This is a genomic window from Sporolactobacillus sp. PKPK-6 (genome assembly GCF_056678885.1).
Window position 1 is genome coordinate 598910 of the sequence record NZ_JBWXPA010000002.1, and the last position, 13062, is coordinate 611971.

General features: G+C 43.6%; 12 protein-coding genes. 2 read left to right on the forward strand and 10 right to left on the reverse strand.

All coding sequences use genetic code 11. From position 1 onward, the window contains the following. Positions 1 to 117 precede the first annotated feature (117 nt). Complete coding sequence (locus tag AC1MBV_RS13730) at positions 118 to 1131, reverse strand: hypothetical protein (protein WP_480948510.1); 1014 nt, start codon at positions 1129 to 1131, stop codon at positions 118 to 120. Positions 1132 to 1495: 364 nt separating this feature from the next. On the opposite strand from AC1MBV_RS13730, the gene AC1MBV_RS13735 reads away from it, so the two are divergent. Both AC1MBV_RS13735 and AC1MBV_RS13740 read left to right on the forward strand, forming a co-directional pair. Then, complete coding sequence (locus AC1MBV_RS13735; protein ID WP_255749228.1) at positions 1496 to 1975, forward strand: DUF2975 domain-containing protein; 480 nt, start codon at positions 1496 to 1498, stop codon at positions 1973 to 1975. 10 nt (positions 1976 to 1985) lie between these two features. Further along, a complete protein-coding gene (locus AC1MBV_RS13740) occupies positions 1986 to 2195 on the forward strand; it encodes a helix-turn-helix domain-containing protein (protein WP_480948511.1) in 210 nt (69 codons plus the stop codon). Positions 2196 to 2424: 229 nt separating this feature from the next. On the opposite strand, the gene AC1MBV_RS13745 is transcribed toward AC1MBV_RS13740, so the two are convergent. The 9 genes from AC1MBV_RS13745 to AC1MBV_RS13785 form a co-directional block, all read right to left on the reverse strand. Further along, on the reverse strand, positions 2425 to 3663 hold the full coding sequence (locus AC1MBV_RS13745) for an aspartate aminotransferase family protein (RefSeq protein WP_480948512.1): 1239 nt from the start codon (positions 3661 to 3663) through the stop codon (positions 2425 to 2427). Positions 3664 to 3703: 40 nt separating this feature from the next. Further along, positions 3704 to 4429 (reverse strand): D-proline reductase (dithiol) protein PrdB, encoded by a 726-nt coding sequence (prdB, locus tag AC1MBV_RS13750; RefSeq protein ID WP_480948513.1) that lies wholly within the window; start codon positions 4427 to 4429, stop codon positions 3704 to 3706. 54 nt (positions 4430 to 4483) lie between these two features. Next, positions 4484 to 4741 (reverse strand): CBO2463/CBO2479 domain-containing protein, encoded by a 258-nt coding sequence (locus tag AC1MBV_RS13755; protein WP_480948514.1) that lies wholly within the window; start codon positions 4739 to 4741, stop codon positions 4484 to 4486. Beyond that, positions 4696 to 6411, reverse strand: coding sequence for a D-proline reductase (dithiol) proprotein PrdA (prdA, locus tag AC1MBV_RS13760; RefSeq protein WP_480948515.1), 1716 nt, complete (start codon positions 6409 to 6411; stop codon positions 4696 to 4698). The genes AC1MBV_RS13755 and prdA overlap by 46 nt, the downstream gene beginning before the upstream one ends. A gap of 30 nt (positions 6412 to 6441) precedes the next feature. Continuing rightward, positions 6442 to 7728: a proline reductase-associated electron transfer protein PrdC gene (gene prdC / locus AC1MBV_RS13765; RefSeq protein ID WP_480948516.1), complete on the reverse strand. Its 1287-nt coding sequence runs from the start codon at positions 7726 to 7728 to the stop codon at positions 6442 to 6444. Beyond that, complete coding sequence (locus AC1MBV_RS13770; RefSeq protein ID WP_480948517.1) at positions 7712 to 8755, reverse strand: proline racemase family protein; 1044 nt, start codon at positions 8753 to 8755, stop codon at positions 7712 to 7714. The genes prdC and AC1MBV_RS13770 overlap by 17 nt, the downstream gene beginning before the upstream one ends. Before the next feature lie 1154 nt (positions 8756 to 9909). Further along, a complete protein-coding gene (locus AC1MBV_RS13775; protein WP_480948518.1) occupies positions 9910 to 11658 on the reverse strand; it encodes a sigma-54 interaction domain-containing protein in 1749 nt (582 codons plus the stop codon). A 393-nt stretch (positions 11659 to 12051) separates the two neighbouring features. Next, positions 12052 to 12339, reverse strand: a complete 288-nt coding sequence (locus AC1MBV_RS13780) for a coiled-coil domain-containing protein (RefSeq protein WP_480948519.1) — start codon at positions 12337 to 12339, stop codon at positions 12052 to 12054. Between the two features lie 219 nt (positions 12340 to 12558). After that, a complete protein-coding gene (locus AC1MBV_RS13785; RefSeq protein WP_480948520.1) occupies positions 12559 to 12885 on the reverse strand; it encodes a hypothetical protein in 327 nt (108 codons plus the stop codon). Between the last annotated feature and the right edge of the window lie 177 nt (positions 12886 to 13062).

Sequence of the window (13062 nt, forward strand, 5' to 3'; positions counted from 1 at the left end):
TGATCACCTGTGTAATAAGCCTCGTTAACTAAGAAATGTCAGTACTCTATGTGAATCATGGCCTTGGATCTTCTGTTGTACTGGGTGATATAGCTACTTTAGAAAAATAGTAAATTTCTATGATTCTACGATTCGTCCAAAAGACTGGAGCAGTAGCATGTTTTTAATAACTACATTCGCTTTCCACCAATTTTCACTTATTGCAAATTCCTTAATATAATTATTCCAGTTCCATGTTATATTCCAAATACCTTCCGCGTTTCTCGTGTTTATAATATAATCTAGTTCTTTATCTAGAATGTCTTCGTTACCCTTATAGAAAGAACTTTCAGGTGATTTGATAAACACGGAGGGGCTACAACCATAATCGTTCCAGCTATTTACGTCTTTTTTTATCAAATCGGTTATCTGTCGACTTAGCACATCGACCAAATTGGAATAGTCAAATTGATTTTCTAGATTCGCTTTGTCGATATAACGAAGCATATGGGTCACACACAAAAGTGGGTGCATTTCTAGTTGTGGGTTTTGCAAAAAAGAGTTTGACAGCTCTTGTGCAATGTTACCCCCCCTTAAATAAAGGTTGCTGCCCTTGCTCGCATATTCTAGAATAAATCCAGCAATAATAGCAGTCGGGTTATACTCTTTTCGGCTCACACGATCTGAATCCGTGTGCCACCATGGAGCGTGCGGGTAGTCGTTATTCGACAAAACGGTATTTTCCCACTTGCCGTCCTTAAAATCAGTTCCACGTTCTAAATACTTCAGTATTCCATTAATTAATGGATGATTACGATCATCAAAATTAATCTCTCTAAGAATTTCCATAGCCGTGGATGTCTGAATTGGTGTTGAATTGGGATTCCATGAATCAGCCTCCAATGCATGACCAAACCCACCATCCTGATTTTGATATACAGATAAACTATTTAGGACATCTTCTTGAGTACCATCTTCAAAATGATACTTCCATCTCGCTAGATCCAGAGGGCGAGCATTGCGGTACATCCAATTTCGAATAATAGCAAAATCAAACGTTGATAAGTTCATATTAGATTTCACACCCACTACTATTTTTATAATTACAGATTCTCTTAATTTCATTAAATAGAATAAAACTCCACGATACAAGTGAATATTTCGACATTTTATTGTCACTCCGCTTCTCATATATCGTTGGCTTTTCTTTTTCAATTTGAGGATAATTCACAAACATCCTCGCACAGGATATATGTTTCTCTTTGCACATCAATCAATTGCATTGAAAATCCTTTTTAATCGTTCCTAGTGTTTCACTTAATCGATCGTCACCACAGGAAAAATATACATTTCCATATTCAGCATAATACGGATGCAAAAGCATTGAGGGTAAACCACGCTGTTACAAACTATGTTGCTCTGAGATGTAATATATTGCCTTTTAACAAACATTTATTGATAAACGATAAAAAGAGAGGTAAAATCAAATGGCAAATAAAAGTGTGAGGTGCTTTTTATGAAACGAGAAACCCTCTTTCTCAAGTGTTCCGTTTTTCTTATGGGGTTGCCTATTCTTGCTTTATGTATCTTTGTATTGCCTAAGATCACTGCATTCTTTGCAGAATTAAATCCAAAGTTGGCTTATTTGCAATATCCCTTTTTAATCGGATTATACGCAACAGCTATTATATTTTTCGTCGCACTGTTCCAGACGTTAAGACTTTTAAGGTATATTGACAACAACGAGGCATTTTCGGAACTGTCTGTAGCTTCGTTAAAGATTATCAAACGCTGTGCTGTGATTATTGGTGCCCTCTATGTGGTGTTTATGCCACTTATCTATCTGATGGCAGATGCAGACGATTCACCTGGGATGATCATCATCGGGCTAATCATCATTTTCGGCTGCATGGTGGTTGCAGTCTTTGCCGCTGTTCTTCAAAAGCTTTTAAAAAACGCCATCGATATAAAATCAGAAAATGACTTAACGATCTGAGGTGAATCACATGGCGATTATCATTCATTTGGATGTCATGCTGGCAAAAAGAAAAATGAGTGTCACCGAGCTCTCTGAAAAAGTCGGCGTGACCATGGCTAATCTTTCAATATTAAAGAACGGAAAGGCAAAAGCCATTCGTTTTTCAACTTTGGAAGGAATCTGTAAGGCTTTAGACTGTCAGCCCGGAGATATTTTGGAATACAAAAATGAAAACTAATAAGTTCATTCTAAAAAATAGACTTGAAATCATTGACCAGTAATGAGGCGTTTATACTTCTTGAGGTCGAAATTAAAAATACAAATAAGGCAGAAATTCTTATTTCTGCCTTATTTGTATGCATAAACCGTACATGATTCACTATTTTGTTAAAGCAGCTGAAAACCTTGCAATTGCTGCTCATAAAGGTAACAAGGAGAAACATGAAAAATACCCCAATTAAAAAAATTTACATTACCCCTTGGTCACTCATCACGTTCGTTGCTGCTGTGGCAGCGTCTCGCAGAATCGCATACGCCTGATCGCAGTTCTCTTTGGTTGCAATGAGTGGCGGGATCAATCGAATGACACGGTCTCCGATGAGGGTGACGAGCATTTTCCGATCAAGGCATTCGTGTTTCACATCGTGACCGATTGGTGAGTCAAATTCAATACCGATCATCAGACCCTTGCCTCTCACTTCCTTTACATGAGGGAGCGTCTTTAACTTTTCTACCAAATAACGCCCAACCGCTTCGGCGTTGCCCGCGAGATCCCGATCCAATAGTTCTTTAATTTCAGCGTAAGCCGCCGCGCAACAAACCGGATTCCCGCCGAAGGTCGTTCCGTGCGATCCCATCGAGAAAGCCTTTGATACTTCCTCGGAAGCACAGATCGCGGAGATTGGCATGCCGCCGCCCATCGCTTTCGCCATCGAAACAATGTCTGGTTTGACGCCATAGTCCATATAGGCCATCGTTTTCCCGCTCCGACACCATCCGCACTGCACTTCATCAAACAAAAGCAGCAGGCCATTCTCCTTGCATAACGCAGCGATGCCGTCCATGAATTCCGGAGTCGCAGGTGTCACGCCGCCTTCACCCTGAATCGGCTCAAGCATAATCGCAATGGTATCCTCCGTAACTTTTGCTCGAAAATCATCAACATTATTAAATTCGGCATAACTGAAACCGGGAACGACCGGCTTGAATCCGATCTGGCAGGCATTATCCGGCTGACCGGTCGCGGACATCGCCCCGTAGGTTCTGCCATGGAAGCTTCCTATTGCTGTAATGATGTGATACTTGTTTGGGCCATAGTTTTCGACACCGTATTTGCGCGCCATTTTAATCATCGCTTCATTTGCTTCGGTCCCTGTACTCTGAAAGAAAATCTTATCCATCTGCAAGGTTTGACAAACTAATTCGGCGAGCAGAGCTTGAGGAACAGTATAAGGATAGTTGAATGTATGCATGATATCGCCAACCTGATCACGAACAGCAGCGACGACTTTCTCATTGCAGTTTCCCGCGCTGTTGACCGCAATACCGCCGTAGAAATCCAAATAAGCTTCGCCGTTTTCATCATACAGGTACATCCCTTTGGCACTCTGCGCGATGAAATCATACCGCTCATAGGTTTCGATCATATATTTTTTTGTCAGTGCCTTAATTTCTTCAGGCGTCTTTTGCACATCGGATAGTTTCATGATACCTCTCCTTCTTTCTCCAAATTAAACTCAATTGTTTTCATACATTCTGTCGGTATTCATAAGGCAAGGTTTTCATTTGCCCAAATGTCGTCATTTCTTCGACCTGAACCAATGTATCTTTTAAAATAGCAGTTTGCATCGCGGTATTATTGGGTTCTCCGGCATTGGATCCAATCGGAACATGGGGCGCAGTGATACGCGGTGCCCCTTGCTGCTTGGCAATCGGCGGAAGCGCCGCGATGATGATTGTCGAGATACCAACTGCTTCGACCGCGCGTTGCACTATCGTTGCAGAACGATGACAGGTGCCGCAGCCTCCCGTAAACACCGCGATGTCCACGCCTTCTCTTTTTAAAATTTGGGCAATAGCAGGACCGGTTTCCTCTTTAAATTTATTCACATTGCCGCCTCCGCCCATAAATCCAAACAGAACCGGTGCAACTTTGCCGATAAAGCCCTCACGTTCGAGTTCATGGAGCCGGTCGATGGGAAACATCGAATTGATATCCTTATTCACATCGCTGTTATCAAATCCGCCATGACTGACCATCAATTCGGAAGCAGGCGTATCGGATGGGATTTCGCGAAACGAGTAATCACCGGAGAGAATGAATCGTTTCTGTGATTTCAAATGCACACCGCCTGCCGTGCAAAAGGCAACCGTGCATTCACTCAAAGGTTTGTCTAACGACGACCACACCGGTGAAGGCGTAATCGGAACATAGATTTCAGATTTAAGCCCTCTTACTGTTGTCAATGACATTGTTATGTCCCCCTTAAAAATTGATTTCGTTGTTGACAAGATTGCCTTAGATACTCAGACAACCTGAATATAACTGAGGTAAACTTGGATCGTTTGGCCCACTTGCAACGCATGATCCGAGATGACCGATCTTAAGGGCACTTGAATAATTCCCATGCGCCCTTTCAAGGTGACTTTGACATCACGTTCAGTGACTTCGAGAATGGTTCCCGGTAAAAGCTTAGGTGTCAATTCATAATCCATGCTGCTCGCACATCCTTGTCCGTTTATGGAATCAATTGCTCGTTTGCGTCGATAACTTTCTGAGACCATTTGCGGTTTGCCGATTCAATCGGAATACCGGCCATTTTCGTTTTCAACATAACCAACGCTCGCTCAGCGTCCGATGGGCAAATGGTACTGTCGGCAAGAATTTCATTTTCAAAGCCTTCCGGGTCCTTATTGAGTTCAACCATTGCATCCATGTATTTATTGCCAACAACCAATTGTCCTTGATAAGCACAGAAGGAGACACCGACAACATGGATACCGCGACGGCCAATTTGTTCAATATTCTCCGCAAAGTCAATGTGGTTATTGCCGAAGCCTTCTGTCGTGACGATGGCACCCTCGACGTCAAGTGCTTCAGCAAGTGCGCCGAGACGAGCGGAGACATAGGATTTTTCGTCATTCACTTGCGGACTGCCAATAAAGACAACGCCTGCTAGATCAATCTCATCGTCTTCAGCCATCAGATTGACGAGTGGTTCACGGAAATAGTGACGAGTGACTTCTTTGGTCGCCGGTCCGATGCAGGTCAACGCATGAATACCGCCGTCACGGACCTCATTCGGTGAAAGCACAACAGGTACATTTCCAAGATCAACATTGCGCCGTCCGCCGATGACTCCTGCAGGTTCGTTAGGCAGAAGCACATTATCGTGCATCGCGCCCTGCCCCATAATTTCCTTAACAAGAATGACACGTGGCTTGCCGGACTTTTTCCAATCACGGAATATTTTCTGATCGGCTGAAGCATCAGCCGAAACTTCTTTTAAGACATCACGAATTTCTTGAATAATGTAGTCACAAGCTTTGTGTGCCGCATATGGTCCCCGACGTTCCATTCCGGTATTTTCTTGAACCGTCACATTGACGCGAATCATAATATCTTCAAGATCCGGGCTGCCCGGACGACCAAAACGGATTTTTTCATCCAGATAGCCTTCGCAGGAACCGAATTCATGCACCTGGATACCTTTTTCATCAACACCGGTCAGAACAACGACAACACCGTTCATCACATTGGTTATGCCCTCGCCAAGAATTCCCTCAACCTTTGTTCCAATCGGAATGACGTCCATAATCGTATTGGAGTAGACATGACGATCTTCAGGGCGAATAATGTCCAATTCGACATTTTTGACTAAAGGATCTGCTTTTAGGGATTCCTTACATAACGCTTCACGAATGGTCAGAACCTTATCTTTAAATGTAGTTTCTTCTCCCACGCACACCTGTTCAACCGGATATGCTCTCTGTGTTAAAGTACGGATGACTTTATCCTCCGCCTTTTTACTAGGGGCTGTTGCAAAGGGCAAGGCGTTAACGTTGAGTCCTGTGGGCAATTCAATTTGTCCGACAAGTTTATCGATGTTGAATCGGATGACCTGTGTTTCACGAGTTGGATCTTCATCTGTGAATGTGGACGTCGTTATTTTTTGCGATTCCGATTCATTTTTTGGATTTTCCAAAAAATGACTGACCAATTCTGGAGTGAGCGGTGTCATGGAATCCGCATCCTGCTCCAGAGTCGCACCCAATACCTGACCAATCGTGAGGGCATGCTCCGGAAACGTCAGAAGGCCGGATTCTTCCAGATCAGGAAAAATAGATGGATCTTCCAAATCGGAAGCGGAGATCACCGTACCTTTTGTTCTTAAACAACAGAGGACTGCGGGATCATTCTGATGCTGTTTGGCTGTTTCAAAAGTAATAGACATGTGCATTCTCCTTTATAGATAAAATGAACTTCATTTTTGCAATTTGCGAATCAGATGTAAATTCATGGCACGCATGGCATTGTCCGTGACATGATTCACCGGGATGTGTAACTTCGGTGCTAGTGACATCACCGTATTGCTGCAATCGCTGCAGTTACCGATGAGCAGCGCTCCGGCACCGGCTTTTCTCAGTCGAAGCACACGATCTGCCTGGCCGGGACAGACACCCGGATTCCGGCATTTCAGCGATCCGCGCGCATAAACGGCATGCTTGCATGTCTCGACTCCGGCAACCTCTGCGCCCATTTTTTTCGCCAACTCCCGCATGCGTGCTTCACTAGCACCGCATGCGCAAACTAATAAGCCGAGGGGAGCTTTTGCCTGAAGAAAGGGCATCGTCACGATAATGCCTCCGGTCGTTTTCGTGACCACATCGTCCGGTGTGACACTATGTCCCATGAATGGACCGTCCATAATGATTTCGCCGTAGTCGCCGTCGATACCGCCGGCAGCTTCAATCAGATCACCGACACGCGTGCCAATCGGTACATCCATGAAAACTTGAGCCTTTGGTCCGCCGCTCAGCCTGCCGGCAACCGTAATATTTTTCGAGAGAACAGGACGTCCGAGCTCCACAGCCTGGGTGACGCGCGACAGGGTTTCCGTATTGATGATGATCGTATTCGCCGTGATCGCACGCGCTTCAGGAGGAAGAAGGACGCCAAGAGTATCGCGGATTAACGCGCGTTCCTCGCCAATTGGATACAAATCGCGCAACGGGAAAACGGTAATACGCTCATCCCGGATCACCTTTTCTATTTGAGCTATGGCTTGTCGATGCTTTGCTTTAATCGCAATGATGCCGCTTGCCGCGCCGACCGCTTCCATGGCGTAAAGCAACCCACGGTAAACCTCATCAGGATTGGCCTCAATTTGCGTCACATTGTGATTCAGAATCGGTTCGCATTCCGCGGCGTTCGCAATCACTGTCCCGCCGTTAATCTCCTGATTTAGCTTAATTCCGGTAGGAAATCCTGCACCGCCCATACCGACAATCCCGGCAGAACTTATGCGTTCCCTAAGATCTCCGGGTGGAAGCGGCTTAAATACATCATGCTCCGGCTTTTCCCCACGGATAACGATATTCTCTGAATCGACTTTAATCACCGTGCCTGAAACACTTGCATGCAGATCAGCTCCTCTGCCGTCAACAAGCGCGATGCGTTCCCCTCGCTCGACCCAATCTCCCTCTTGCACGCAGGGAATATCCGGTTTTCCAATGTGTTGTTTTAGAAGAAGCTTATAGTCCCGATTCAACGCGGTCGCTCCTTCCCTGTGTCTCTTGCAAACTAAAACCAAATTCAAAGGGATCTTCATGATCAAAAAGGAGTTTATTTTCACCCGTCAAATAAGCCCTACCGGTGATTTCCGGAATAATCGCTGCATAGCTTCCGACCATTGTGCTTCTCACTGCCCGACCAATAAATTTTGTGCCTGTGATACTCTCGCTGACAAAGGATTCACCGAGCCTCAATTTTTCCCTTGCGCAGAGCGAGGCAATTTTGGCACTTGTTCCCGTGCCGCATGGTGAACGATCCACCTGATTGTCACCGAAAACAACAATATTTCTCATTGTCTTCGTTTCCTGATCCGTTTGAAAAAATTCAACCAGGTCAACAGAATGGATATCCTCAAGGATTGGATGGACAGCTTGAACCTGACGATTAACTGCTGCACGGACAGCAGCCCCGGTCTCTATAAATTGACTTAAACAGCTCTGATCCATTGGAATGCCAATCTTTTGCGTATCAACGAGAGCAAAAAAGTTACCACCAAATGCAATGTCCAACTTGATCGTTCCCCATCCAGGTATCGTAATTTCCGCATCTTTTTGAAACAGGAAAGAGGGAACATTGACAATTGTCGTCTCCTTCACTTTGCCGCGCTTCACCTTAACTTTCGTGTGAATCAGGCCTGCCGGTGACTCAAGCACAACATGTGTATAGGGTTCCGTGACGGGAACAAGTCCTCGAGCGACTGCAACGGTTGCGACACCGATCGAACCATGTCCGCACATATTAAGATAGCCGCCGCTGTCCATGAACACGACTCCAAGATCCGCTTCTTTGCGCGTTGGTTTCATAAGAATAGCTCCGAACATATTACGATGCCCACGGGGTTCATCAATGATGGCTCGGCGAAGATGATCAAAGTTTTTCTGCAAATTTCTTTTCTTTTCCATCATGGATTCACCGTCCACCTCGGGAAAACCGCTCACAATAATTCGGGTCGGTTCGCCCAAAGTGTGAGAATCAATAGCGAACAGGCTTTTGCAGCACTCCATCTGATCGGCTCCTTTCCTGTTAGAATCACAAGTTGCCAAGTGTTAAAAAAACATGGTTATATTACTCCAAGCAAGAAACGTGCCAAATGAAAAAGCGCAATAAATGGACTGAATTGTACAAATACTTGTAAAATAGTGTTCCGATTTTGATACATGTTTCAAAATTATGACACATCGTTGTTAACTTTTGTGTCATGAAAGCTGTGATGATCATCAGAAAGAATTATTTTGTAAGATAATATGACAATAAAATAGTAGGGAAAACCAGGCGCCCGTTCCTTACTTCCACAGGATGTGGTGACTTTCGCGTTGCATACAGGACGTACTTCCACAGGATGTGGTGACTTTCGCGTTGCTTGCAGGACCTATGCGTCATTAGCGAAAGTTCCTCTTTATAGCGAAAGTTCCATTCCACTTAGCGAAAGCTCCTTACTTAGAAAGCTCCTTTGATCCAAATACCGTTTTGAAGCATCACCCTTGTCTTGAACAGACATTTCTAGTTCACACTGGTAGGAAAGTATAAGAAAACATTTAAAGGAAACGAGTGTAAGCGGTCCGAAAAAACGCCGCGTCCTGCGGCTCACCGGACACTAGGCCGTCCATGGCCGTCGCAACTAAGTCTTCGCCTTCGCCAGAGGCTTGGCGAAGCCAAGTTTTCTAACACTGATAAAAAAGTATAAAAAAATTAGAGATTCAAGGAAACGAGTGTAAGCGCAACTAAGTCTTCGCCTTCGCCAGGGGCTTGGCGAAGCCAAGTTTTCTAATAAATCATTTTGATCCTTGATTAAGTAACGCGGCCGGAGTAAAATAAGCGGAGATTTTCCGCTTATATGCATCCTGGCGCTTGTTTTACAGGTAAATAAGGGTGATTTTTCCGCTTATGTACGGAAAAAACCTCCATTTTCACGCTTTTCGATTCGATAGGCGGAATTTCTCCGTCTATTCAAGCGATTTTTTCGTTTATTTTCTAAATAAGCGGAATTTTTCCGTTTATTTCTCGGATTGGGCGCTTACCTGATCGCCCAACCGAATCTTATGACCTTATCGTCGTACCGACAAGGCAAAACACTATACTTTTTTAAGCTTGTTAAAAAAGCACAAAGAACCTGATCTCAGATTCTTTGTGCCTTTGCTTCAAAAAAATGGACTAATGATTATGAAATGCCCAGCTGATGCATTTTATTATAAAGCGTTGTTCTAGATATTCCTAGAATCTCTGCAGCTTTGTTTTTATTTTCATGGGTATGTTCCAATGCTTTCTTGATCGTTTGTTGCTGACATTCTTTCATCGCATGATCCAACGAAACAGGCGGTTGATTTTCGAACGGCTGATTATGTGAGAAGGGGTCGGTCATCCCAATTCGGTGATTGGATTCGCGAATCTGTACGGGTAAATCGTCGACACTCAACGTTTCGTCTCTTGAAAATACAACGAGCCGCTCGATTATATTTCGCAATTCTCTAATGTTGCCCGGCCAAGAATAATCGATGAGCGCCATCATGACTTCTTTTGGAATTCTCGTGCATGACCGTCTATACTTCTCCGCAAATTCATAGAGAAACTGATGACTTAATTCGATGATATCCTCGCCTCTCTCTCTTAACGGAGGAATGGTAATGGTGATGATATTCAATCGGTAATACAGATCTTCTCTGAATTTTCCTTGATGAACACGTTCTTTTAAGTTTTTATTCGTCGCCGCAATAATGGAACAATCCGCGTGTTTGAGCTTTGTCCCGCCCACTGAGTAAAATGTTCCTTCCTGCAGAACTCTGAGCAGCTTGACCTGCATTTCAGGGGGAAGCTCAGCTATCTCGTCTAAGAAGAGTGTTCCATCCTTCGCTAGTTCAAATTTTCCTTTACTGCCAAGAGGATTGGCGCCGGAAAATGCCCCTTTTTCATAACCAAAAAGCTCGCTTTCGAACAACGCATCGGGGATCGCGCCACAGTTAATCGGGATAAAAGGAGCAGTTCCAAGCGTTCGCAAGTCATGCAACGCATTTGCGAATAGCTCCTTCCCAACCCCTGACTCACCAAGAAGCAGCACTTTCGCATTCGCCGCGCCCACTTGTTTGATCTGATCAATCGTATTTTGCAAGGCCCCGCTCGAACCCTTAATAGATCGAAACGGATCAACAGAACGGTCCATCCGCGAGACTTGTTTCTGTAAATGATTGATTGTCTCTTTTGCATTCGTCAATTTTTTAGTCAACTGAGCCTGATACGTCACATCTTGTTCGCAGGAAACAGCACCGATAATTTTGCCGTCTAATTTCACCGGATTTGAGTTAATGAGGACAAACAGATCTTCTCTAGGCTGGTGCTGTTTATGATAAAATTGCTTGCCTGTGTTGAGAATTTTAAGATTATCAAGACGGTTTTCAGGAAAGAACTGAGTCATCGGCTTGCCCAGAATTTCTTCCTTTTTAATCGAATACAATCGCTCCGCACCGCTTGTCCAAACCACCGTATCCATATTTTTATCAATCACCGAAATCGTACTGTCCGTTGTCTCCAGTATCGTATCGTAATAGGCTTTAAGATATGTATAGGCTTGTAAAACACGCGAGGCAAGTTCGCTGGTTTTAAAATAACCGATCACTGCGCCATCGCGCATAACGACCACATAATCACAGCACTTTATTTTCTCCTCAAGAGTCGTCCACGTATCATCACTATGAATACAGTAAGCGCGAAATTCTGTTAGTTCATTGATAGGAATACAGTACTTTTGAGCCATTGAATAATTGCGATGAGACAGCACGAGAAATTGCGACGGTTGCTGCTGTACAATAACAACGCTGAATCGTTGACTGTGCGCAGACTCATTCCACCGTTCCTCTGTTGTCACGACAAAATCCGTATGAAGCAAATCGTTAAAATCGGGCAGCAGATGGTTCACTGATCTTCCTCCTCATATCATCCCAACAAACAGGTCACCATTACCACAAATTTAAGCATAAAAATTCACTATTGTCTAATTATTTCGAATCCCGATACAGCAAAAAAGCCTGATTCTGATACCCGTGGTTGGGCTTCGACATGATGAATGAGACTGGGCTTGTACTGAAAGACTGTTCAAGCTATTTGATGATGTGCTTCAGGAAATGAAAAAGAAGATCAATAAGGCAGGTTTAGCCCATTACAATAAGGTTTATCTAACGAAGCGAGGAAAAAAATTGAATTATAATAAAACAAAAATATGAGACTCTCGGTATTCTAACTGAAAAATCCAAATGTGGATCATTAACAAGATAGAACGGATTTGTTCACTTGCAGAAGGAAAAAAGCTATATTATATGCCGACTTTCTTTTTGATCTTCTGAACTTCTTTACGGGTTTCCCAATATTCATCATGAACCATTTTAATCTGGTCGGACAAATCCTCACCCATCTCATCAATTCGCCGATTCGTTTTTTTCAGCTCACGTTTAATATCTGTGATGTCTTGTTTCATTTCAACGATGTCTTGCTTCATTTCAACGATATCCTGTTTCATCTCGTCCATTTCAACGCGCATGCCTTTGACGTTCGCGTCAACTTCTTTAATCGCCTGCATGATCATGCTCAATTCCTCAGCCATAATTCAGCACCTCCTTTAGCACTACTATCATAACAGCTGCCAAATGAATCCTGCAAGAACGTAGTCAGACCTTCTTACCTGTTTTTTTGTTGATTATTCACAGCTCAGCCAAGTTGAATTTATTTATTTCAAAAAAATTTTTAATGACAAAAGAAATAATTGCTGAAGTCTTGAAAATAAAAAAAGAGGCAAACCTTTTCGGCCGCCTCAAAAGTCATATCAGATTAGTTTTCTCTTAACTGTTCTAATAAATTTGTTCGTAAACAATGTATAGTTGCATGTTTTTTCGTTCAAATTCGGATTCATTCGAATAATCCGCGGTTTGGTCTTGTCACTGCTGAGTCCATGTGATTTGGCTACACAGATCCGGCCGTCAACCGAACTGATTGTCATGTAAAACGGATGATGTTCACGCACCTTATGAAGATAATGCTCAACTGCCTCATCCACATCTGTTGTTACAAAATAGAAATGTTCCTTATGATCGGCTTTCCGATCCTCTTCGAGTTCAATAAAATTAAAGCGGGGAATTTCAGTTCCTTGCAAGTCGCAACACCTCTCTCTTACTTTATTCTTGAAGAAGCGAAATGATTCCTGCATGTGACTACATAAATGAGCTGCCGGTACCCCATGATCACAGATCCATTCTCCATCATGCTTGCTTCAATCTGACAAATCTGTAAGACTGGAGGTCAGACCTGTAAGGGAGCGTTGCGCAATCTC

Bases quoted from the DNA above. Each gene is read 5' to 3' on its own strand.
- AC1MBV_RS13735 (WP_255749228.1), top strand. From the start codon at position 1,496: ATGAAACGAGAAACCCTCTTTCTCAAGTGTTCCGTTTTTCTTATGGGG.
- AC1MBV_RS13740 (WP_480948511.1), top strand. From the start codon at position 1,986: ATGGCGATTATCATTCATTTGGATGTCATGCTGGCAAAAAGAAAAATG.
- AC1MBV_RS13745 (WP_480948512.1), bottom strand. From the start codon at position 3,663: ATGAAACTATCCGATGTGCAAAAGACGCCTGAAGAAATTAAGGCACTG.
- prdB (WP_480948513.1), bottom strand. From the start codon at position 4,429: ATGTCATTGACAACAGTAAGAGGGCTTAAATCTGAAATCTATGTTCCG.
- AC1MBV_RS13755 (WP_480948514.1), bottom strand. From the start codon at position 4,741: ATGGTCTCAGAAAGTTATCGACGCAAACGAGCAATTGATTCCATAAAC.
- prdA (WP_480948515.1), bottom strand. From the start codon at position 6,411: ATGTCTATTACTTTTGAAACAGCCAAACAGCATCAGAATGATCCCGCA.
- AC1MBV_RS13770 (WP_480948517.1), bottom strand. From the start codon at position 8,755: ATGGAGTGCTGCAAAAGCCTGTTCGCTATTGATTCTCACACTTTGGGC.
- AC1MBV_RS13780 (WP_480948519.1), bottom strand. From the start codon at position 12,339: ATGGCTGAGGAATTGAGCATGATCATGCAGGCGATTAAAGAAGTTGAC.